The 22,408-nt window shown below is 56.1% G+C and carries 24 protein-coding genes; 19 read left to right on the top strand and 5 right to left on the bottom strand.

Annotation, left to right across the window (positions count from 1 at the left end; genetic code table 11):
• Nucleotides 1–65 precede the first annotated feature (65 nt).
• The 9 genes from V8L71_RS18120 (at nucleotide 66) to V8L71_RS18160 (ending at nucleotide 7,098) form a co-directional block, all read left to right on the top strand.
• Entirely contained in the window at nucleotides 66–932 is an 867-nt protein-coding gene (locus V8L71_RS18120; protein ID WP_336275024.1) for an MBL fold metallo-hydrolase, read from the top strand.
• A gap of 49 nt (nucleotides 933–981) precedes the next feature.
• Entirely contained in the window at nucleotides 982–1,449 is a 468-nt protein-coding gene (locus tag V8L71_RS18125) for a YeeE/YedE family protein (RefSeq protein ID WP_336275025.1), read from the top strand.
• Nucleotides 1,450–1,460: 11 nt separating this feature from the next.
• Entirely contained in the window at nucleotides 1,461–1,880 is a 420-nt protein-coding gene (locus V8L71_RS18130) for a DUF6691 family protein (RefSeq protein WP_336269690.1), read from the top strand.
• A gap of 123 nt (nucleotides 1,881–2,003) precedes the next feature.
• Entirely contained in the window at nucleotides 2,004–2,720 is a 717-nt protein-coding gene (locus tag V8L71_RS18135; RefSeq protein ID WP_336269691.1) for a response regulator, read from the top strand.
• Nucleotides 2,717–4,036: an ATP-binding protein gene (locus V8L71_RS18140; RefSeq protein ID WP_336275026.1), complete on the top strand. Its 1,320-nt coding sequence runs from the start codon at nucleotides 2,717–2,719 to the stop codon at nucleotides 4,034–4,036. Before V8L71_RS18135 ends, V8L71_RS18140 begins: the two co-directional genes overlap by 4 nt.
• A gap of 27 nt (nucleotides 4,037–4,063) precedes the next feature.
• Nucleotides 4,064–4,729, top strand: a complete 666-nt coding sequence (locus V8L71_RS18145; protein WP_336275027.1) for a c-type cytochrome — start codon at nucleotides 4,064–4,066, stop codon at nucleotides 4,727–4,729.
• Nucleotides 4,726–5,736: a c-type cytochrome gene (locus tag V8L71_RS18150; RefSeq protein WP_336275028.1), complete on the top strand. Its 1,011-nt coding sequence runs from the start codon at nucleotides 4,726–4,728 to the stop codon at nucleotides 5,734–5,736. Before V8L71_RS18145 ends, V8L71_RS18150 begins: the two co-directional genes overlap by 4 nt.
• Nucleotides 5,737–5,895: 159 nt before the next feature.
• Nucleotides 5,896–6,774, top strand: a complete 879-nt coding sequence (locus V8L71_RS18155; protein WP_336275029.1) for an Rpn family recombination-promoting nuclease/putative transposase — start codon at nucleotides 5,896–5,898, stop codon at nucleotides 6,772–6,774.
• A gap of 6 nt (nucleotides 6,775–6,780) precedes the next feature.
• The gene (locus V8L71_RS18160; protein ID WP_336275030.1) at nucleotides 6,781–7,098 is read left to right on the top strand and encodes an RpnC/YadD family protein; all 318 of its coding nucleotides are present in this window, start codon (nucleotides 6,781–6,783) and stop codon (nucleotides 7,096–7,098) included.
• 48 nt (nucleotides 7,099–7,146) lie between these two features.
• On the opposite strand, the gene V8L71_RS18165 is transcribed toward V8L71_RS18160, so the two are convergent.
• The 5 genes from V8L71_RS18165 to V8L71_RS18185 all read right to left on the bottom strand — a co-directional run bounded on the left by V8L71_RS18165 (nucleotide 7,147) and on the right by V8L71_RS18185 (nucleotide 11,291).
• Nucleotides 7,147–7,269, bottom strand: a complete 123-nt coding sequence (locus tag V8L71_RS18165) for a hypothetical protein (protein WP_336275031.1) — start codon at nucleotides 7,267–7,269, stop codon at nucleotides 7,147–7,149.
• 123 nt (nucleotides 7,270–7,392) lie between these two features.
• Entirely contained in the window at nucleotides 7,393–7,599 is a 207-nt protein-coding gene (gene nadS / locus V8L71_RS18170) for a NadS family protein (RefSeq protein WP_336275032.1), read from the bottom strand.
• A 141-nt stretch (nucleotides 7,600–7,740) separates the two neighbouring features.
• On the bottom strand, nucleotides 7,741–8,523 hold the full coding sequence (gene dsbG / locus V8L71_RS18175; protein WP_336275033.1) for a thiol:disulfide interchange protein DsbG: 783 nt from the start codon (nucleotides 8,521–8,523) through the stop codon (nucleotides 7,741–7,743).
• 66 nt (nucleotides 8,524–8,589) lie between these two features.
• Nucleotides 8,590–9,405: a prolipoprotein diacylglyceryl transferase family protein gene (locus tag V8L71_RS18180; protein ID WP_336275034.1), complete on the bottom strand. Its 816-nt coding sequence runs from the start codon at nucleotides 9,403–9,405 to the stop codon at nucleotides 8,590–8,592.
• Between the two features lie 119 nt (nucleotides 9,406–9,524).
• Entirely contained in the window at nucleotides 9,525–11,291 is a 1,767-nt protein-coding gene (locus tag V8L71_RS18185; RefSeq protein WP_336275035.1) for a sugar phosphorylase, read from the bottom strand.
• Nucleotides 11,292–11,502: 211 nt separating this feature from the next.
• Here V8L71_RS18185 and nrdR point away from each other — a divergent pair, with 211 nt between their 5' ends.
• From nrdR to V8L71_RS18235, 10 genes are all read left to right on the top strand, one after another.
• Entirely contained in the window at nucleotides 11,503–12,006 is a 504-nt protein-coding gene (gene nrdR / locus V8L71_RS18190) for a transcriptional regulator NrdR (protein ID WP_176302770.1), read from the top strand.
• On the top strand, nucleotides 12,003–13,169 hold the full coding sequence (gene ribD, locus V8L71_RS18195; protein WP_336275036.1) for a bifunctional diaminohydroxyphosphoribosylaminopyrimidine deaminase/5-amino-6-(5-phosphoribosylamino)uracil reductase RibD: 1,167 nt from the start codon (nucleotides 12,003–12,005) through the stop codon (nucleotides 13,167–13,169). The genes nrdR and ribD overlap by 4 nt, the downstream gene beginning before the upstream one ends.
• Before the next feature lie 110 nt (nucleotides 13,170–13,279).
• Complete coding sequence (gene ribBA, locus V8L71_RS18200) at nucleotides 13,280–14,446, top strand: bifunctional 3,4-dihydroxy-2-butanone-4-phosphate synthase/GTP cyclohydrolase II (RefSeq protein ID WP_336275037.1); 1,167 nt, start codon at nucleotides 13,280–13,282, stop codon at nucleotides 14,444–14,446.
• A 73-nt stretch (nucleotides 14,447–14,519) separates the two neighbouring features.
• Nucleotides 14,520–15,008 (top strand): 6,7-dimethyl-8-ribityllumazine synthase, encoded by a 489-nt coding sequence (ribH, locus tag V8L71_RS18205; protein ID WP_336275038.1) that lies wholly within the window; start codon nucleotides 14,520–14,522, stop codon nucleotides 15,006–15,008.
• Nucleotides 15,005–15,499: a transcription antitermination factor NusB gene (gene nusB / locus V8L71_RS18210; protein WP_101145129.1), complete on the top strand. Its 495-nt coding sequence runs from the start codon at nucleotides 15,005–15,007 to the stop codon at nucleotides 15,497–15,499. The genes ribH and nusB overlap by 4 nt, the downstream gene beginning before the upstream one ends.
• Nucleotides 15,500–15,535: 36 nt before the next feature.
• A complete protein-coding gene (gene thiL / locus V8L71_RS18215) occupies nucleotides 15,536–16,537 on the top strand; it encodes a thiamine-phosphate kinase (protein ID WP_336275039.1) in 1,002 nt (333 codons plus the stop codon).
• Nucleotides 16,534–17,007, top strand: coding sequence for a phosphatidylglycerophosphatase A family protein (locus V8L71_RS18220; protein WP_008959669.1), 474 nt, complete (start codon nucleotides 16,534–16,536; stop codon nucleotides 17,005–17,007). Before thiL ends, V8L71_RS18220 begins: the two co-directional genes overlap by 4 nt.
• 99 nt (nucleotides 17,008–17,106) lie before the next feature.
• Complete coding sequence (locus tag V8L71_RS18225; RefSeq protein ID WP_336275040.1) at nucleotides 17,107–18,360, top strand: DUF945 family protein; 1,254 nt, start codon at nucleotides 17,107–17,109, stop codon at nucleotides 18,358–18,360.
• Nucleotides 18,361–18,536: 176 nt separating this feature from the next.
• On the top strand, nucleotides 18,537–21,017 hold the full coding sequence (lon, locus tag V8L71_RS18230; RefSeq protein ID WP_336275041.1) for an endopeptidase La: 2,481 nt from the start codon (nucleotides 18,537–18,539) through the stop codon (nucleotides 21,015–21,017).
• Nucleotides 21,018–21,210: 193 nt separating this feature from the next.
• Complete coding sequence (locus tag V8L71_RS18235; protein WP_336275042.1) at nucleotides 21,211–22,401, top strand: RNA-guided endonuclease InsQ/TnpB family protein; 1,191 nt, start codon at nucleotides 21,211–21,213, stop codon at nucleotides 22,399–22,401.
• Nucleotides 22,402–22,408 lie beyond the last annotated feature (7 nt).

Raw genomic sequence — 22,408 nt, forward strand, 5'->3', positions numbered from 1 at the left:
AACCTGGAATGCACTATGCTGTCTTTAAAGCATGAGAATGCGATTACCACTAATGGGAGGCAGCAATGCAACGCCCAATCGTTAAGCACTTTTTTGATGAGCCCACGAACACCTTTAGCTATGTCGTTCAAGACCCCGATAGCCGTGCCTGCGCGATCATAGATTCGGTGCTCGACTTTGATTATGCCGCAGGGCGAACGGATGTGCGTTCAGCCGACAACATCATCGCCTTTGTTCGCGAACACCAACTCGACGTTGCCTGGATTTTGGAGACCCATGTGCACGCCGACCACCTTTCGGCAGCGCCCTATCTGCATGAGCATTTAGGAGGCAAAACCGGCATTGGTGCAAAAATAGTCAAGGTGCAAGAGATCTTCGGCAAGGCATTCAACGCGGGTACCGAATTTGCTCGGGATGGCAGCCAATTTGATACGCTGTTTGAAGAAGAGGATACCTTCACCATTGGGCAATTACAGGGCCGTGTACTGCATACCCCTGGCCATACGCCCGCCTGTTTAACCTACGTAGTGGGGGATGCGGCCTTTGTAGGCGATACGCTCTTTATGCCGGATTATGGTACCGCGCGGTGCGATTTCCCCGGCGGCGATGCGCGTACCCTGTATCGTTCTATCCAAAAAGTGTTGGCGCTGCCCGATCAGACGCGGCTGTTTTTATGCCACGACTATAAAGCCCCCGGTCGCGATACCTTTCAGCATGAAACCAGCGTAGCAGAACAACGCAGTAAGAATGTGCATGTTCACGAGGGTATCAGCGAAGAAGAGTTTGTGAAGATGCGCACCGAGCGCGATGCCACCTTAGGCATGCCACGGCTCATTATTCCTTCGGTTCAAGTCAATATGCGTGCAGGAGCGCTGCCTCCGGCGGAAGAAAATGGCATGGTCTATTTAAAAGTGCCGATTAATTTTTTCTAACCGTTTCTATTTTTTTAACCTGTGAAAGCGGAATGCTTGGGAGACACCAGTGGAATGGACAGCAGGTTTACAAGGGCTGGTAGGCGGTGTGTTGATCGGGCTTTCCGCCACCTGGCTAATGGCAACGTTAGGGCGTATCGCGGGGATTAGTGGGATCGTTGGTAACTTAATTACCCAACGTCCCAAAGGCGATAGTGCTTGGCGAGTGGCGTTTGTTTTAGGGCTGATTAGCGGGCCGCTATTGATCATGGCATTAGGTGGCGGTTTGGGAAACGTGGCGGGGAGCCCGGGTGAAGTGATTGGCGCGCCAGCCGGTGGCGTCGGATTGATGTTGGTGGCCGGCTTGTTGGTGGGGGTGGGCACGGGGCTTGGTAGCGGCTGTACCAGTGGGCATGGCGTATGTGGCCTAGCACGCTTGGCGCCACGCTCCATGGCAGCCACCGGTATGTTTTTGCTGACGGCGCTAGTGACCGTTTATATCTCGCGCCATCTGTTAGGCCTAGGCGGTGTGCAATGAACAGGAGTGTCATGAACAGTAAGGCGATGAAAACAGCGGCTGGTTATGCGGCAGGGTTGATTTTTGGTTTGGGTTTGGCAATTTCCGGCATGACCGACCCCGCACGAGTGCTGGGGTTTTTAGATGTAGCGGGCGCCTGGGATCCGACGCTGATGTTTGTGCTTGGCGGGGCCGTGGTAACCACCTTTATCGGTTATCGGCTGGTATTCAAGCGTTCGGCACCACTGTTGGGCGGCGTCTTTCAGTTACCCACCAAGAAGGAGCTGGATGGCAAGTTGCTGGGCGGCGCTGCGCTGTTTGGCATTGGCTGGGGGCTTTCCGGCTATTGCCCTGGGCCTGCAATCGCCTCTATCGGCGGCATATCACTCCCGCTAGCGGCCATGCTGGTGACGATGGTGCTGGGGTGGTTTGCCGCCAAAAGGCTCGGTTAATACGTCGGATTTATATGGCTGCTACTGCTAACGCCCTTGCCTTTATTGCAAGGGCGTTTTGTTTTCTTAACGCTGAGTTAATGCGTGGCCGTCATGCTGTGAGGTAATAAAAAGGAAACCATTATGCACGTCTTGCTGATTGAAGATGACCCGCTGGTGGCATCGGGTATCCGCTCTGGATTAATGACCTTCGATTTTGTCGTCGACCACGTCTCCACGTTGAACGCTGCTCGCCAATCGATGCGAACAGTTACTAGTGATGTGGTCATTCTTGACCGTGGCTTGCCGGATGGTGATGGCCTGCAGCTGTTGGCCGAGTGGCGTCAGCAGGGCGTCAATGTGCCGGTGTTGGTTTTAACCGCAAGAGATACCGTGCGAGACCGGGTGGATGGCCTGCAGGGCGGTGCCGATGACTATCTGGTCAAGCCCTTCGATCTGGATGAATTAGTCGCGCGCCTGCACGCTTTGCTGCGCCGTGTGGCAGGGCGCAGCAGCGGCATGATTTCCCATGGAGCCCTTGCGTTAGATCCCGCCGCCCGCGAAGTGTATGTCGAAGGGCAACTGATCACCCTATCTCGCCGTGAGCTGGTGCTGCTGGAAACCTTCCTGCAATCGCCGCGCAGCGTACTGTCGGCCGATCAGCTCAAAGACAGCCTTTATGGCATGAATGATGATGTCGAGAGCAATGCGCTGAATGTGCATATACACCATCTGCGCCGCAAGCTCGGGAGCGGGGTGATCGAAACGGTGCGCGGGCTTGGCTATCGACTGGGCAAGCCTGAGGCGGTGCACTTGGCGGGCACGCCCTATGAGTGTGAGATAGATAAAGGCCAGCTATGAGTTTACGTGCCCGCTTACTAATCACCCTGGGGCTAACCCTGGCGTTGCTATGGGGTATCGCAGCCGCGTGGCTGATGCGTGACCTGGAAGACAAATTTGTAGAAACCCTGGATCAACGCCTGGCGCAGTCGGCGCGAATGGTGGCTGGGCTGGTTTTGCAGCTTCCCCTTGACGTATGGGAGGACGCCGAACATCCGGTGCTCTCCATTCCCTCTATTGAAGGGCTGGCCTGCCAGGTGCATTCCCCCCAAGGCGAGGTCATGGCGCGCACCCATGCCGATATGGACGATGTGCTGACGCCGGGAGAGGGCGGGCACACCTATCGTCAGGCTGGCGATGTGACCTGGCGGGTCTTCACCTACGAGCGCAATGGCATCGTGATTACCACCGCCGACCGGATGGATGAAAGGAACATACTGCTTAGCGGCGTTATTCGGGTAGCGGTGGTGCCGTTTGTGGTGGCACTGGTGGGCAGCATGGTGGCGTTGTGGCTAGGTATCTGGCGTGGGCTGGCACCGCTGACACGCTTGCGAGAGTCGCTTGCCAACCGCCATCCAGATGCGCTGGCCCCGGTGGCTACCTACGGCTTGCCAAAAGAGATCCGGCCTCTCATTACAACGCTTAACGCGCTGTTGGCGCGGGTGCAGCAAACCATTATCCGCGAACAGCGCTTTACCAATGACGCTGCGCACGAGCTGCGCACGCCGCTGACGGCCATCAAGACTCACCTGCAAGTTGCCCGGCGCGTTGAAGGGGAGGCGGCGAAGGCATCGCTCAATCAGGCGGAAGAGGGCGTGGTGCGGCTGAGTTCGACCCTTGATCAGCTGCTGACTCTGGCACGGGTAGAAGGACGTGCCCGGTTTGATGATGGCGAGGTAAGCCGTGTTGCCGATGTTGCCGAGTGCGCCCTGGCGGATTGCCACCATAGTCACTCCGGCCGCTTTGTAGTACCCGCTGATTGGCCAGAGACCACTTTGGCCATGCCTCGTGAACTAGCGATTACCGCGCTACGCAATTTGCTCGATAACGCGCTGCACCATGGGCCATCGGAAACACCCGTAACGCTGGAGGCGCAGTGGGAGCACGGGCAGCGCTTTCTTACCTTCAGCGTCAGCGACCAGGGCCCTGGCGTCGATGACGCGACGCTCAAGCAACTGACGCAACGCTTCTGGCGCGCCAGCAAGCAGCAGGGAAGCGGGCTGGGGCTGGCGATTGTCGCGGCAATCGCTGAACGATTCGATGGCGAAGTGGCATTCGCCAGCCCGGCGGGGGGCGGGTTTACCGCTCGCCTGATGGTGCCAGTGGCGGACAGTTAAAAAAAGATAACGCAAGGGAGAAACCGTATGAATAATAAATACGTCAGCAGGGTTGGTCTCTGTGTAGGTCTCACCCTGTTCGCTGCAGGAGCGGTGGCCCAGGAGGGTAATGTGGAGCGCGGTCAAGCTGCCGCGGCCAGCTGTAGCGCCTGCCACCAGGCAGATGGCAGTGGCATGAATGTGCCGGATGGTGAGTCCTGGCCGCGTTTAGCTGGCCTGGATGCCGACTATATCGCCAAGCAGTTGCATGATTTTAAAGCGGGGCGGCGTGAAAACGCGACGATGGCAACATTTGCCAATATGCTCAACGACCAACAAATCGCCGATGTGGCCGCCTACTACAGCCAGCTACCCGCTACCCAGGGACAAGGCGGCGATGAAGCCGACGAGACGCTGCTGGCCCGCGGGCAGCAGCTCGCCGAACGTGGCGATTGGAACGCCTACATTGTTTCCTGCCAAAGCTGCCATGGGCCTAGGGGCAGGGGCGTAGGTGATACCTTCCCAGGCATTGCAGGCCAGCATGCCGGCTACATCCGCACCCAATTGTCGGCGTGGAAAAACGATACCCGCAGCAACGATCCGCAAAACCTGATGGGCGCCATTGCCAAGCGCATGAGTGATGACGACATCCAGGCTGTATCCGCCTGGTACGCCACGCAACCCGCCTCCGCCGACCAGGAGTCAACACAATGATAACCTGTCCACGCCCTCTCGTTTTAGCGCTTACTGGCTGTTCATTGACGGTAGGCATCGGTATGAGCGTTTACGCCACCAGTGTCTTTGCTCAGGAAGAGCGGGCGGATGCAGCGCTGAACCAACTGGTGCACGAACCACCCACCATGGAAGATCTGGAAAGTTCTGACATTCATCCCGAACTAAAAAAAGTTATCCGCTACGGTCACGATCTATTCACTAATACGCAGCAGCTGCGTGGTGAGAATGTCTTCAATGACATGAATTGCTCCAGTTGCCATCTGGGGGAAGGGCGGGTGCCGTTCAGCGCGCCGGTGTGGACAGCGGCCATTACACTGCCGGACTTCCGTGGCAAGAACCAGCACGTGAATAACCTGGAAGAGCGTATCGCAGGCTGCTTTGCCTACTCCATGAACGGCGTGCCCCCAGAGTATGGCAGTGATGAAATGTTGGCACTCAGTGCCTATCATCAGTGGCTTGCCACCGGCGCACCGATGTATCCCGACAAGCCGATTTATGGTCGAGGCTTCCCGGCGCCAGAAGAGCCGACCGAAGAGCCCAGCTATGCTAGAGGGGAAACTGCCTACCAGGAAAACTGCTCGATATGCCACCAGGAAAATGGTGCCGGGCACTATGAGAATAATGAGTACGTGTTTCCCGCGCCCTGGGGGAATGGCTCCAATAACTGGGGAGCCGGCATCGCGCGGCTGGAAACCATGGCGGGCTTCATCTATCAGAATATGCCGCTTGGCCAGCCTCGTTCGCTCAGTGATCAACAGGCCTGGGATATTGCCTATTACATCACCAGCCAGGAGCGTCCTCAGGATCCTCGCTATACCGGGGATGTCGCCGAGACCGCGGAACGGTTCCATGGCCGTTCACTCTATGGTCAAACCCGCGAGCATGATGGTCATGTGCTGGGAGACCATGACAACTTCGGAGAGAAAGGCGATATCAAACCCTGGAATGTAGGCATGCCGAGGTTTGAGAATCTGTCGGAGGAGTAGAAAATTCACTGTAGGTCAGTGTTAGGAGAGCAGCGACATGGCAATCTCAATTGGCGGGGGAGGCTAACTAAGATCAAGGTTCTTAGATTTCCGTGTCATGGGTAAACCGCGCTGTGGTCCCGCTATGGTAAAGTGCCTGTATTACATAAGGAGGGGCTCATGAGCGAATTACTCGACCCCACCAACGACTACGTTTTCAAGCGGCTGTTTGCCGAAGCCCCGGATCTGCTGGTGGATCTGATCAATGATCTGCGCCCGGATTTGCCCAACATTGCCTCGGTGGAGATACTGAATCCGAATATCGAGGCGACAGAGCTTACCGGCAAGTACATCATTCTCGATGTGCTGGCACGCGATGGGGATGGCAACTGCTACAATATCGAGGTGCAGGTGCGCCGTTACGGGGCCTGGCACAAGCGGGGGGTGTTTTATCTGGCCCGCACGCTGGGAAGCCAGCTGAGCGCCGGGGAAGATTACCAAGAGCTGCGGGCCTCGGTGGGCCTGCACCTGCTTGACTTCGACCTGTTTACGGAAACAGCCGCCGAGCGCGAGCAAGCGATCTGGCGATTCGAGATGCGCGATGGACGCCAGCCCAAGGTTTCGCTGGGGAACGTTTTGCAAATGAACCTAATCGAATTGAACAAGGCGGATCGCCTGGGCTTGCCAGAGGGCCCGCTACGCGCCTGGATCACCTTCTTCAAGCACTGGCAGGAGGAACTCACGATGGCGAATGTTGCCCACGAACCGGTTAAACGTGCGATGAGCCGCATCCGCGAGCTCAGTGCCGACGAGGAAACTCGCCGCTTGGCTTTTGTGCGTGAACGGGCGCTGCGTGATGAAGTATCGCTGCTAAACGATGCGCGGCGGGAAGAAGCGCAACGTATACTTCAACGCCTACTTACTAAGCGGTTTGGAGATCTGCCTGAGTGGGTTATTCAGAAACTGGAGACTGCTAATGCCCAGCAGCTAGAAGGCTGGACAGATGAAATCTTGGTAGCGAACAATCTTGATGAGCTGTTCAACATTAAAATGACCTAGAGTGCCATGAACCGCATCCGCGAGCTCAGCGCCGACGAGAAAACACGTCGCCTCGCCTTCGTGAGGGAGCGAGCGTTGCGAGATGAAGTGTCATTTTTGAACGATGCGAAGCGGGAAAATTTGCAGGAAAGTGAGCAGTTAGGCATTGAGAAGGGCCGTCTGGCAGAGGCTCACGATGTTGTGCGGGCCCAACTCAACTTCAAGTTTGGTGAGGTGCCTTGGTGGGCAGAGAAAAGGCTCACACAAGCCGACCATGATCAGTTGAAAGGCTGGATGCGCGATGTACTGTTCGCCGATAGCCTGGAAGCTATCTTCAAGCACTAACACTCCGGCGGATCACAGCTCGATCTGCCCATGCCCCACCTTTGGCGATCAGTCGCCGTCCAGCAAGCGCTCTGCCGCCAGGAGTGCGAACGTCGCTACCTCCTGCCGCGACTTGCCATAAGCCTGCCCCATCCGGCGCAGGCGTGCTTGGCTGCTCTCATCCAAACTCACGGTAAAAACTCGCTAGCCACTTCCCTAATCGGCGATAAGGGTGGCTAGTGAGAAGACAGCTCGTTGAAGAAAGCAGGGTTGTCTTGGATGGCTGCCAACACTTGTGCTGCTAAGCCTGTAGGGTTAACGGCGTTTGGCCTCCCAGCTTTTGATCGTATCGACACTGGTACCCATGGCATTAGCAAACTCGGCTTTGGATACGTGCAGCTTAGCGCGGATAGCTTTCACATCGGCCACTTCGTGGCGAGTGATGCGAGCTGCATTAACATTCCCTTTTTTAATGTCAACGGCTTCCTGCAATGATGTCTGGAGTTCATCAAATAGGCTCATTCAAAACTTCCCCTTTTAAATAGTGACCGATTTTGCGTCCTTAAAAGCCGAGATTGCTTCGCTACGCTCGTAGTGAAATTTCATAAGTCATTGTGAGTTGCGCAGCGACGCGGCAATCTCAATTGGCGGTGGCAGCTAAGCCTATGGCGCTTCACTGCCCATCATGTCGATCAGCCGCTCGTCACTGGGCATACCCTGAATGCGGTCAAGACGCACGCTACCATTTTCTGTTTCACGCTGATAAACCGAGGTGGGCGTGGCATACAGCCCTAGCTCTTCGAAAAGCTGGTTATTGGCATAAACCTGTTCTTCGATCTCTCGTGGTTGGGCACTGGCGTCGATTTCTTGCTGGCCACTTTCATGAGCATGCAGTGTCGCCGCCGGGTCGTCGGCTCCGAGTATAGCGGCGGCCTTGCCAGGGCTGTCGGGCGCTAAGATACCCACCATGATATGGCGCAACTGCACTTCACCGGCCTCTACCCAGGGGCGAACGTCTTGCCATAGCTGACGGCAATAGGGGCAGTTGGCGTCCGTGAAGGTGTAAATCACACGAGGGGCATCCACGTCACCATCCTGAATCCAATGGCTTTCGCTCAGAAGCTGCCAGGTCTGTGCTTCTAAAGGCGCACGTACGTGCTCGTCCAGTTGCGCCTCAGTGAGGTCGTTACCCTCGCTATCCATCAGTGTCCCCACCACCGCGTGCTCGCCATCTGGGGTCAGGTAGATGGCCATGTCCTGGCCCTGAGCGCTGGCGCCGTAGCCGCGCAAACCACCAGGGGCGTCAAACTGGCCATGAATTTCCAGGCCCTGGTCGGCCAGTGCCTGCACTGGGGCAGGGAGTTCATCGGCGTAGCCTGTGGATACTCCTCCCAGCCCTGCCAGGAGAAGAAAACTGCTGATAGTGGTGTAGTGGTTCAAGCGCATTGCAACATCCTGTTTGAGTGAGGTGACGTTAGCCAGGCGAAAAAAGGTGGTCGGTTCATGCAGCAATCAGCGTAAACGCTCCAATCCTTGCTGCAGGGTGGCGCTGGAAAGTTCGCCAAAATGAGTACTGACGAGTTGACCGTTGGCATCATAGTAAAGTGTGGTAGGCATCGCATTGGCGCCGGTGGCCTGGCCAACGGCATTGCGTGGGTCTTGCCACACGTTATCGAGAGAAAAACCGTACTCATCCATGAAAGCGTCAATCTGGCCGAGCGACTCTCCTTGGTTAACGAACACAAAGGTGATGCCGGGTTCATTATCCTGCGCTTGCTCAAACACCGGCATTTCACGGATACAGGGCGGACACCAGCTGGCCCACAAATTAACCACCATGGGTTGCTGGGTTGTGCGTGACAGATGGGGAAGGTCAATGGGCTCGCCTGAACGGGTAGTCAGCGCCACCTCCGGCAAGGGCCGGGATGGATGCTCTATCATGGTGGCGCTAGCGGCGGTTAATCCCCAGACAAGACCGCCCGCCAGTAGGGCACCAGAAAGGGGCACTCGCTGGCGGGGGGAGCGCCACAGCGTCCAGGCAGCGTACGCCAGTGCCGCGATAAGGCCACCGACGATATCAAACCCGCCATCTCGAATATCCAGGCGGGAAAGTAGACCCTCGTATTCGCCCCAGTAACGTAGGACAAAAACCAAACGCGCGCCGACAAGGGCAACCAGCAGCAGGGTAAACAGCGTATCGCTGACAGCTACCCGATGGCGCCTTCCCAACAGCGCGCCAACCAGCAGTGCCAATAAAAACGCCAGGCCGATCAATAGCTGGTGAATACTAAAGCCCATAGGGCCAACGGCGATGCTTTGTTGCAACATAACCAGTAACGATCCTTCATGTAGTCTTGGACTGGCATCATCGCAGCACTAGATTATTTAAGGATTACGTTAGACGTCCCTGGGGCGTTATGTCGCAACGGGCGAACGAAGCGCCGCGACTAACCGGTGGCCACCAACCAGCGCACCGCATAAGGCGGGAGGGCACCTTCAGCCACCCAGGGATTAGCAGGGTCGAGCGCTTGCCATGCGTGTTGATCCAGCGCTTGGTTTACCGCCTCACCCACATTCGCTAAGGGGAGCGGCAGGTCGGTAACGTTATACAGCGCCAGCAGGCGACGGCCATCATGCAGGGGGCCACGTTCCACCGCCAGCAATTCGGGTGGCGACTCCAACACCCGCTGGGCTGCAGTGGGATGGAAACAGGGCTCTTGACGACGCTGATCCAGCAGCCGGTTTAAGGCATGAAACACATCGTGGGTAGGGGTGGAAGGACTATCCAGTAGCAGGTCCAGCTCGCTACGCTGCCAGCGCCGCCGATTGATCGAGCGCAGGCGACCACTGCGCTCAACGCCTTCTACATCGTTGAGTGTGCCCGTTAACGTATGGATATAGAGCGCTGGAATTCCCTGCAGGCTGAGCATGATCGCTTGGCTGCATAGGAAGCGGGCTATTTGCCATGGATCCGGGCCACGGCGAGTGCCGCGCATGGCTTCAAACCAGGTGATGTTGATTTCGTAGGGCGTGTCGCTGCCATCCGGGTTGCTCCGCATGCTGACAAAACCGCCGAATTTGTGCATCAGCTCCAGCAGGGCATCGCGCTCGTGATCGGGCAGTAGGCCTTCCAGTGGGCGCACGCCAATACCGTCATGGCTGGCGGTAAAATTCAGGTAAGTACAATGGTCAGGCAGTACCGGCAGGCTGGCAAGCCAGGTTTGCAGCGTGCTGGCTTCGCCACGGGTTAGGGTATGGAGCAGCAGCGGTGGCAGCGTGAACTGATAAATCATGTGCGCTTCATCGGGAGGCCCCTTGGGGAGCCGTTCAAGCCCGAAATAGCTGATGTTCTCTTGGTGCGGCACGTTGGTTTCGGTAATCAACAGAGTGCCGGGGGCGACATGATCAACAATCGCGCGAAGCAAACGCACTACGGTGTGGGTTTCCGGCAGGTGAATACAGGAGGTACCCAACCGTTTCCATAAGAAAGCCACCGCATCCAAGCGGATAATCCGTGTGCCTTGCTCCAAGTAGAAGAGCAGAATACCGACGAACTCCAGTAGTACATCGGGATGCTCAAAGTTTAGATCGAGCTGGTCTTCGGAGAAGGTTGCCCATAGATAACGGGTGCCGCGACGGGTTGAAACAGGTACCAGCAATGGGTTGCTGCGGGGGCGAACTACCTGAGAAACATCGGTGTCAGGGTCAACTTCGATAAAGTAGTCGCGGCCTGGCAGGCTGCCGCTCAAGTAATCCACAAACCAGAGCGATTCCCTGGAAACATGGTTGAGCACCAAATCGGCCATCAGGTCGTAATGACCGGCGAGCTCGCGGATATGCGACCAGTCGCCAAGCTCACTGTTCACTTCCCGGTAATGGATCACCGAGAAGCCGTCGTCGCTGCTCCATGGGAAGAAGGGCAGCACGTGTACACCACTAATGCGATCACCCAGGCGTGCTTGAAGAAATTCGCTAAGCACAGCCAGTGGCGGCACCCCCTCTTCTATAATGGAGTCACCATAGCTAATCACCCACTGATCTTTTTCGCTCCATGAAGGTGCGTTTTTAGAAGGAGCATCGCCTGGGGCGGACGAAAACGGGGCAAGCGACAAAAAATGCTCAATGTGTTGATTTAAGCGGCGCTGCACTTCGTCAGCACGCGGCCCGTATAGGTGGCTGAGGTAGCCGTGCACGGTCTGCTCAAAGGGGGACATGGTTGGCTCCTGATAAACAATCTGCCACAAACGCTGCAGCTTGTGTGCCAAATCGTTACAATGCGTGGTTGATAGCGCGTTTAAACGCTAACATCCATTAGCTTAAGACGTTGATGCCGGTTTAAACGCCATTAATAGCATATTCATTGCCAGGTTATAACACGCTAACTCGTGCGGCATGCCAGCACGAGCTGACAACAGGTTGACCGCTATGCATTGCCCTTTTTGTGGTGCAAACGATACTCGAGTGACCGATTCGCGGTTGGTAGCCGATGGCGATCAAGTGCGCCGTCGTCGCCAGTGTGCGAGCTGTCAGGAGCGATTTACCACTTACGAAACTGCTGAGCTAGTAATGCCTCGGGTGGTGAAGTCAGACGGTTCACGGGAAAGCTTTAATGAAGCCAAGCTCCGGGCGGGCATGTTGCGTGCGCTAGAAAAACGCCCGGTCAGCGCGGAAGCCATTGAAGCGGCCGTTGAGCGCATACGTCAAACCCTTCGTGCGCGGGGCGATCGTGAGATCAACGCCCGTGATATTGGTGAGTCAGTGATGCAGGCGCTTAAAACCCTCGACCATGTGGCGTACATCCGCTTTGCCTCGGTGTACCGCAAGTTTCAGGATTTGGATGAATTTCGTGCTGAGATTGATCGGCTTTCCCAAGAGCCCAATCAAGAGTCCTCTTCTACAGTGAGACACACTAGCGAGCCGCCAAAATGAGCGCCCTGTTTAGCCAAGACGATTACCGTTATATGGCGCAGGCGCTAAAGCTAGCGCGCAAAGGGCTTTACACCACCGATCCTAATCCTCGGGTCGGTTGTGTGATCGTGCACGATGAGCAGATCGTCGGGGAAGGCTTTCATCGGCGAGCCGGTGAGCCGCATGCAGAAATTCATGCATTGAACGCGGCCGGTGAACGGGCCCAGGGCGCGACGGCTTACGTCACTCTTGAACCTTGCTCGCACACTGGGCGTACCGGCCCCTGTGCAGTTGCTCTGCGGAAGGCCAAGGTGGCTCGGGTAGTGATTGCGATGCAGGACCCCAACCCCCAGGTCAGTGGCCAAGGTATTCGCTTGCTTGAAGAAGCCGGTATTGAGGTAGCAGTAGTGCTGCTAGAGAGTGAAGCGCGGGCATTGAACCCTGGTTTCATTGCCCGAATGACCACACAGCGCCCCTTTGTACGCCTGAAAATGGCAATGAGTTTGGATGGGCGTACTGCTATGGGGTCCGGCGAGTCTCAGTGGATTACCGGCCCCGAAGCGCGAACGCAAGTGCAGCGGCTAAGAGCGCGCTCTAGTGCGATATTAAGCGGCGTTGAATCGATTATCATGGACGACTCACGGCTTACTCTTCGCGCCGAGCAGTTGTCGCTTGCCAATGCCGATGAGGTGGTACAGCGCCAACCGTTAAGAGTGGTGTTAGATACCCATTTGCGCTTGCCCTTGGCAGCCGCCTGTTTAAGCGAACCGGGGCGAACCTTGGTGGTTACCACCCCAGACCATGTGGCTGAAAAGCGCGAACGGTTAACCAAAGCGGGTGCCGAGGTGCAGGTGCTGCCTGCCGGTGGTGATGGCCGCATTGATTTAGCTTTAATGCTGAATTGGTTAGCCGAGAGCGAACAGGTTAATGAGCTGCTGGTAGAAACCGGCGCGACCCTGGCGGGTGCTTTGCTTGATGCGGATCTGGTCGATGAACTGCAACTGTTTGTCGCCCCCACGCTGTTAGGTGGCGAGGCACGACCGCTATTTGCGCTGCCAGGGCTCTCACGCATGGCCGATCAGCGGCGTTTAACCATTCATGATATGCGAGCGGTGGGGCTCGATTGGCGCATTATCGCTTCCCCTCAGTCGACTAGCGCAACTGGCGATAGCAAGGTACCCTGACGCGCGAAATCGCAGCTAACGTGACAACTTTATTTCGTGACGACTTTTCGTTACAAGCTGGCGCAACAGCTTTTTTGCGGCAACGTTACGCGACAACTTTTGGAGATTCCATGGCGCACTCCTCCTCTAGAGGCTTAGCCCCTATCGCCGAGCTGGTGGAAGATATCCGCCAGGGCAAAATGGTGATTCTCATGGACGATGAGGATCGCGAAAACGAAGGTGATATCATCATGGCTGCCGAAAAAGTGCAGGCCGAGCATATCAACTTCATGGCCCGTTTCGCCCGTGGTCTTATCTGTATGCCGATGACCCGTGCCCGCTGTGAGCAGCTTAATTTGCCGCTCATGGTGCGTGACAATGGCTCCGGCTTTGGCACCAAATTTACGCTCTCGATTGAAGCGACTGAAGGCGTTACCACCGGTATTTCAGCGGCGGATCGCGCGCGCACAGTTCAAGCGGCAGTGGCGCCCCATGCTAAGCCCTCTGATATCGTTCAGCCGGGGCATATTTTCCCGTTGATGGCAGAGCCCGGCGGCGTGCTTCGCCGTGCGGGGCATACCGAAGCAGCGTGTGATTTGGCCGCACTGGCGGGCTGTGATCCCAGTGGTGTGATCTGCGAGGTCATGAACGACGACGGCAGTATGGCGCGCCGCCCAGAACTTGAAGCGTTTGCCCAAGAACACGGCATTAAAATGGGCACCATTGCGGATTTGATTCACTACCGCATCGTCAACGAGCAGACTATTGATCACCTGGAAGCCTCAACGGTGATGACGGCGCATGGCGAACTGACGCTGCACGTTTTCCGTGATCGCATTCAGGGCGCTCACCATTTGGCGTTGGTGAACGGTCAGCCCACCCCAGAGGAGTCCACCACGGTTCGCGTGCATCTTACCGATACGCTGCGCGATGTGATGGGCCTGATGAAAGGCGACCAGTGCCGCTGGGATGCCCACCGGGCGCTGGAGGAGATTGCCAGTTCAAACGCGGGGGTATTTGTGTTGATTGATGACGGTCGCCCCCATCAGGATTTAAAAGATCAACTGGATATCTTCTTGGATCGCGTGCGCCAGCCGCGTACCAGCGATTCTGACGGCGCGGGCAACTATTTAACTATCGGCACCGGCTCGCAAATTCTGCGCTATTTAGGCGTAGGTAAAATGCGGTTATTGAGTTCACCGTGGAAGTTCTCCGCGCTATCCGGCTTTGATCTCGAAGTCGTTGAGCGTCTGGGGCCTAATGACACGTCGGATGAGCCAACCTTTCAGCAGGACTGATCCAGCAGGATCACTCCAGCAGGACTAATCTCGCAGTACTAATCTAGCAGTACTAAGCAGCAGGAATAAATTGATGAACTCCCTTTCTCAAGTTGAAGGTACTTTTGTTGACGTCGATGGACATTATGTCATCGTGGTCGGACGTTTTAACCATCACGTGGTGGATAGCCTGGTGGAAGGGGCGGTCGACAGTTTGACGCGTCATGGCGTCGATGCTGAGCATATCCATATTGTTCACGTGCCGGGCGCCTGGGAACTACCGCTAGCGGTCAAGCGCGTGCTGAAGGTGATGAAGCCTGATGCCGTTATCGCGCTGGGCGCGGTGATTCGTGGTGGTACACCACACTTTGAGTACGTAGCGGGCGGCTGCAACACGGCGATTAATCACTTGCAACTTGAGTTTGATACCCCGGTGGCTAACGGCGTATTAACCGTTGAGTCGATCGAACAAGCGATTGAGCGTGCGGGCACCAAAGCCGGTAACAAAGGCACCGAAGCGGCCATGGCGGCGATGGAAATGGTCTCATTGCTACGCGCGCTGCCGTTAGGAGATAACCAATGAGCGAGCGTAAACCCTCTGCCGCTCAGCAGGGCCGCCATGCGGCGCGTGAGTTAACCGTGCAGGGGCTTTATCAGTGGCAAATGACGGGTAAATCCATCACTACCATTGAAGCCGAGTTTCGTAGTCAGGTGGCCGATGATGACCTGGAAGACCACGAAAACTGGGTCAAGGTGATGGAGATCGCTGACAAAGCGCTGTTTCACGAATTGCTGCACAACACCGTTCGTTTTAAAGCGGAACTGGATCGTGAAATCTCCCCGTTGTTAGATCGCCGCCTGGAAGATCTCGATGCCGTCGAGCTGGCGATTCTTCGCTTAGGCGCTTACGAGCTATCCCGGCGAATGGAAGTACCCTATCGTGTAGTGATTAACGAAGGCGTTGAGCTGGCTAAGTCATTTGGCGCCACCGACGGCCATAAATACGTGAACGGCATTCTCGACAAGCTGGCGATTCGCCTGCGTAGTGCCGAGGTCAGCGCTCGTCGTCTCTGAACGCGAGCGTCGTGACAATGCGTTTAAGGGGCCTTTGTGCTTGCCGAATTTGATTTGATCCGACGCTATTTCATGTCGTCGCAGGAGGCGTCGACCGCGTCAAATGGCGTCACACTAGGATGTGGAGACGACGCCACGCTATTGATGCCGCAAGCGGGTCAACAGCTGGCCGTGAGCGTTGATACCTCGGTAGTAGATGTTCACTTTCCCCGCGAAGCGCCAGCGTTCGCGGTGGGTCATCGTGCCTTGGCGGTCGCGCTTAGCGATTTGGCCGCCATGGGGGCCAAATCCCGCTGGTGCCTGATGGCATTAACCTTTGATCAGCGCCACTTTGCCGATGATGAAGCAACGCATCTTTGGCTTGCTGACTACGCGCGTGGTTTTCATACACTCTGCCAGCAACACGCCACCACGCTGGTGGGCGGGGACGTCACTTCCGGCGCGCTTTCGATTGGCGTGACCGTGATGGGCGATGTGCCAGTGGGCGAAGCGCTGACACGCAGCGGTGCTCAGCCAGGCGACCTGATTGCCGTTACCGGTGCATTAGGCGGCGGGGGTGGTGGGCTAGCGCTCTGGCACAAGGGCGAGCGTGACTTGGCGCACCCATTGCTGCGCCGCTACTTGCTGCCTGAACCGCGTTTGGCGGCGGGCGTGGCACTGCGTGGACTAGCTACCGCGGCGATGGATATTTCTGATGGCCTAATGGCCGACCTGGCGCACCTTCGCGAGGCTTCGCAGGTTGGAGCAGTCATCAATATAGCCGCTTTACCGCTGGCAGAAGAGCTGGAAAGCACGCTGGGTCGGGAGGCCGCACTAAAGGCGGCGCTTTCCGGTGGTGATGATTATGAACTGCTCGTCACGTTACACGCTGACGATATAACCAAGGCTCAGCAACGGCTTGCGTCATTAGGCTTGACGCTAACGGTGATTGGTCATTGTTGCGAGACGCTAGGCATTAGTGCTTCTGACCAGAGTGATCTGAGTAGTTATGTCAATGGCTATGCCGGTTGGCAGCATTTTAGTGGGGACGCGCCATGAATCGTGCACCGAAAAGTGTCTGGCGTCGCCCAACACATTTTTTTGCCTTTGGCTTAGGTAGCGGCACGGTGCCATGGGCACCCGGCACCTTTGGCACGCTGGCCGCCATTCCGTTCTACTGGATGATGGCGGATTTGCCTTTAGGGTGGTACCTAAGTATTTGTTTTGTCGCTTTTGTTGTTGGCGTTTGGCTATGCGATAAGACGTCACACGACTTAGGCGTACACGACCACTCAGGGATTGTGTGGGATGAATTTGTCGGCTACTGGCTCACCATGGCCGCGGTGCCCTTTTCATGGGAAGCTGCGCTGTGGGGGTTTGTGGTCTTTCGTATCTTCGATGTTTTTAAGCCCTGGCCAATACGTTGGGCTGACCGCCGTGTAGCCGGTGGTTTTGGCATTATGATTGATGATGTGATGGCAGGGGTCTACGCCTGGAGTACTATGCACTTATGGTTCTGGCTGCATTAGAAAATTCATTAGGAAAACGGTACGGATACTAGGTATTACAGATACTAGGCATTGTCGGTAGCTTTCGCCATTTAAGTGCGTTGGCACCAAGGAGGCAGCATGCGCAAGGAACGTCTGATTGTCCCTACCCTGGCGATAATCGCCGTGGTATGGATGGCAGCGCAACTTCTCTCAAGCGTGCTCTTTGAACGTAGCCTGCGTCAGGCGCTAGTAGATTTGGAAGCGCGGGGCGAATGGCGTGTCAACAGAACTGAGAGCCACCAGGGTTGGCTAAGTTCCCAAGGGCGGCTGATACTTTCACCGCTATTGGGTCGCCCCTGGCGGCTTGAACTGACCTATAGCGCTCGCCACGGCATTTTAAGCACGGATGTAGAAGGCACGGTATTACCTCGATTGGATACCGTGTTGCAGCAAGCAGTGGGGGAGGTTACCGCCCCTTCGGTGCCTCGTTGGCAGGGGCGTTATCACACCCTTAGCGGCCGCAGTGAACTACGCCTTGCCCTGGCGCCTTTTGTCATTCAACAAAATGGTCGCGAGTTAGCCGTCCGTGGTGGCCGGCTGCGCCTCGAAGGCGTCTTTGGTGATTGGCGCCTGCGTGGGTTATTGGATCAGCTAACGCTGACCGATGGCTTGGCCCAGCTTGCATTAGGGCCCACGGTACTTGAAAGCCGCTACACCTATACCGATGGTGCCTACCACTTTGCCCAGCGCGATCATCTGCATATTGAGACACTGACGCTTAGCTATCCCTCCTATGACATCCAACTGGCGCCACTCGATTTAAATAGCCATATGGTGCTGGATGAAAGCGAACTGCGCATTAAAGGCGATTTAGAAGTGGGGGAGATGATGGTTCCCTCAGAAGCGCCTGAAACGCCGTTGCTTAATGGACGAATAGAGATGGAGCTTTCGCGCATCAACGCCGATGCGGTTCGCCACGCCATTCGTCTTTTACGCCAAGAAGCCGCCTGGGGGGATGCCAGCCTGCCTATGGCGGAAGGGTTGCTGGCCCGTCTTGAGCCTGATTTTCGTAATATGCTCAGTGACTCTCCGCGCCTAGATGTGCCCACGGTGGCGATCGACAGCCCACTGCTTGGCATTCGACTCGATGCGGATGGCGCGCTGTTTTTTGACGCCCGTGAGTTGGATGAACTTAGCGTGGTGAATCTCGACGAAGAGGACGAGCAGGCGAAATGGCTGGAGCGTATTGATGGCGACTTCACCTGGTATGATGCACCCACCGTTGCCGCGCTATGGTTAGGTTTGCCGCTCGGCACTCGTGAACTGCAGTTTGATGTAGTGCGCGGTGTCTGGCGTGTTAATGGTCGCCCCATGCCCGAGCTATGGCCTTAAGTTTGGTACGAAAAGTCTTGGCTTTATCCACTCAGCTCCATGACGCTGCACCGGTCGCTAGTTACCGATACCTCCCACAAAACAGGCCATAAGGGTTGAAGTTTTGGCGCACTGCCCGCATTCCATGAACAACGCTAGGCGGTTCTCACCGCCGGTATCGGTTCATTGGAGGACGCATGAGCGACCAGGATTACGAACGCGATCACGAACACCTTGATTGGCAAGTTGACGATGAAGCGTCAGCATCAACTACCGATGACACAGGGAATACCGACCAGCAGGGCGGCGAAGAGTACCGCTCCGACGGCGAACGGGTAAATTCCCTAGTGCCCGCCAGCGACATGCTGCCTGAGCGCATTTATCTTCTTCCTATTCATAATCGTCCTTTTTTCCCCGCCCAGGTTCAGCCTTTGGTGGTTAACCGTGAGCGCTGGGAAGAGACCATGCGCCGCGTGGGTAATACACCGCATCACACCTTGGGCGTGGCGTTCGTGGGTGAGCAGGGCGTTACCTCTCTTGATCACGAAGGTTTTCCTGAGATTGGTACAGCGGTGAAGGTGCATAAACTCAAGGGCGAAGACGATCAGATCCAGTTTATCGCTCAGGGTCTGCAGCGCTTTAAAATTACCCGTTGGCTCTCCAAAGAGCCGCCTTATCTAGTGGAAGTTACCTATCCGAAAGAGCCGGTTGATGCGGAGAACGAAGAGACCCGCGCCTATGCCATGGCGATTATCAATGGGATCAAAGAGCTGCTGCCGATCAACCCGCTGTATGGTGAAGAGCTCAAGCACTACCTCAACCGCTTTAGCCCGCACCAGCCGGGGCCGCTGACCGATTTTGCCGCTGCCATCACCTCCGCCAAAGGCCCTGAGCTGCAGGATGTGCTGGCCACGCTGTCGGTGGAAGAGCGGATGCAGAAAGTCCTGCCGTTGCTGCGTAAAGAGATTGATGTGGCGTTGTTGCAGGGTGAGATCAGCGAGCAGGTCAACGCGCAAATGCAGGATCGCCAGCGCGAGTTCTTCCTGCGCGAACAGCTCAAGGTGATCCAGCGTGAGCTAGGCATTTCCAAAGACGATCGCGAAAACGATGTCGATACCTTTCGAGCGCGGCTGGAAGCACTGGTCGTGCCCGAGCGCGTGCAAGTACGTATTGATGATGAGCTGAATAAGCTTAGCGTGCTGGAAACCGGCTCACCGGAGTATGGCACCACACGTAATTATCTCGACTGGCTAACGTCGTTGCCCTGGGGCGTGACCAGCCAGGATCAGCTCGATCTACCCCATGCGCGACAAGTACTCGATCGCGATCACGACGGTCTGAAAGACGTTAAAGAACGCATTATTGAGTTTCTGGCCGAAGGTACTTTTAAGGGTGATGTCGGTGGTTCGATCGTTCTGCTGGTAGGCCCGCCAGGGGTGGGTAAAACCTCTATTGGTCGTTCGATTGCCGAAGCCTTAGGCCGTCAGTTTTATCGCTTTTCGGTAGGCGGTATGCGCGACGAGGCGGAAATTAAAGGCCATCGGCGCACCTATGTCGGTGCGATGCCCGGCAAGCTGGTGCAGGCGTTTAAAGAGGTCGAAGTCGAGAACCCGGTCATCATGCTCGATGAGATCGACAAGTTAGGGCAGTCCTTCCAGGGCGACCCAGCTTCAGCGCTGCTGGAAGTGCTTGATCCCGAGCAGAACGTCGATTTTCTCGATCACTATCTTGATGTGCGCATGGATCTCTCCAAGGTGCTGTTTATATGCACCGCCAACACGCTGGATTCGATTCCGGGGCCGTTGCTAGACCGTATGGAGCAAATCCGTCTTTCTGGCTACATCGCTGAAGAGAAGCTGGCGATTGCCAAAAACCATCTTTGGCCGAAGCTGCTCAAACGCGACAACCTAACGAAAAAGCGTATCAGTTTATCCGATGCTGCCTTAAAGCAAGTGATCGAAGGCTATGCCCGTGAAGCCGGTGTTCGCCAGCTTGAAAAGCAGCTGCATCGTATTGTGCGTAAATCGGCCGTCAAGCTGCTCGAAGAGGAGTCCGAAACGGTCAAAATATCGGTGAAGAATCTGGAAGAGTTCTTAGGCGCACCGATCTTCCGCAAGGAAAAAGTGCTGACCGGCGAAGGGGTCGTGACCGGTTTGGCGTGGACCTCCATGGGCGGGGCAACGCTACCCATTGAAGCGGGCAAGGTACACTCCTTGGATCGCGGCTTTAAGCTGACCGGCAAGCTGGGTGAGGTGATGCAGGAGTCCGCCAATATCGCTTACAGCTATACCCTGGGCCACCTGCAGGAGTATGGCGCCGATGCCGACTTCTTTGACTCGGCATTTGTGCACTTACACGTGCCCGAAGGGGCCACACCGAAAGATGGGCCTTCGGCCGGTGTCACCATGACCACTGCGCTGCTGTCACTAGCCAAGCACCATGCCATTGATCGGCCCCTGGCGATGACCGGCGAGCTGACCTTGACCGGCCAAGTACTGCCGGTTGGCGGTATTCGCGAGAAGGTGATTGCCGCGCGGCGCAGTGATATTTTTGAATTGATCCTGCCCGATGCCAATAAACGTGATTACGAAGAGTTGCCGGACTATCTAAAAGAGGGCATGACGGTGCACTTTGCCAAACGCTATCGCAATGTAGCCGATGTGGTGTTTGGCCGTTAATTTGCGTCGTCGATACGCTGCCTGTGGTTCATACAGGTGAGTGAAAATAACCTTTATAAAGCGCCCTACTTAAGTACGGCGCTTTTTTTACCACTCAGCGCGTAAAGCATCTTCGATTGGGCGGTGATATAAGCGCGCACCGCGTAGCGGTGCTGTATTGATACCACCCCAGATAGCTGATAATTTATCCAGTATGACAAAGCGTGCCTACAAAGAACGACTTTATCCCACCGCCGAGCAGGCTGTGCTGTTGGCACAGTCGTTCGGCTGTGCCCGTTTTGTCTGGAATAACACATTGGCGTTTCGCACTGAGGCGTATCAGCAGCATGGGGAAAGTGTTTCTCACTCCGCAGCGGAAAAGCGCCTGGTTGACTTGAAGGTAGAATATCCATGGTTAAAAGAGGTATCGAGCGTCATCCTGCAACAAACCCTCCGCGATCAAAAAGCCGCGTTCGACAACTTCTTTAATCCCAAGCTCAGGGCACGCTACCCACGTTTTAAGAAAAAAGAGGGTCGACAATCGATCCGGTTAACCAAAGCCGCCTTTCGCTATCGCGATGGAGAGATCACGATCGCCAAGTCGACGGTGGCGTTACCGATCCGATGGAGCCGCCCGCTACCGAGTGCGCCGTCGAGCATCACGATTTCCCGCGATCGTGCAGGCCGATATTTCATTAGCTGCTTGTGTGAGGTCACGCCAGAGGCTTTGTCAATCACGCCCAACATGGTGGGTATTGATCTTGGGTTGACCGATCTCTTTATCACCAGCGAAGGCGAAAAGTCGGGGAACCCACGACATTTTAAACGCTACGAGGCCAAGCTGGCGTTCTTGCAACGCCGGTTAGCCAAGAAACGGAAAGGCTCGAATAACCGTCAAAAATACCGCCAGAAAGTGGCGCGGCTGCATGCCAAGATCGCGGACTGCCGCCGTGATGCAATCCACAAAGCGACCCGAACACTGATTAACGACAACCAAGTGCTGTGTGTCGAGTCGTTGAACATCACCGGCATGGTAAAAAACCGTCATCTAGCCAAGGCCATCAGCGATGCGGGGTGGGGCGAATTTGTCCGCCAACTTGAGTACAAAGCCGCCTGGGCGGGACGCCAGGTAGTGAAGGTCAGCCAGTGGCTCCCCAGCAGCAAGGTGTGCCACGGCTGCGGCCATCAGGTCGAAAAGCTACCGTTGTCACAGCGTCACTGGCATTGCGAAGGCTGTGGCCAACCGATAGATCGCGATATTAACGCCGCGAAGAATATTCAAACTGCCGGACTGATATGTTTTGACCTGTCAAGGCTTGCACGGACTTCACATGTTGCACCTCTCGATTGCAGGCACCTTGAGGCAGAACAGGATCGGGCAGACTGCGACGGTGGATCATGCTGATATACGT

The sequence above is a fragment of the Vreelandella indica genome (genome assembly GCF_037070225.1).
Lineage (GTDB): Bacteria > Pseudomonadota > Gammaproteobacteria > Pseudomonadales > Halomonadaceae > Vreelandella > Vreelandella arctica.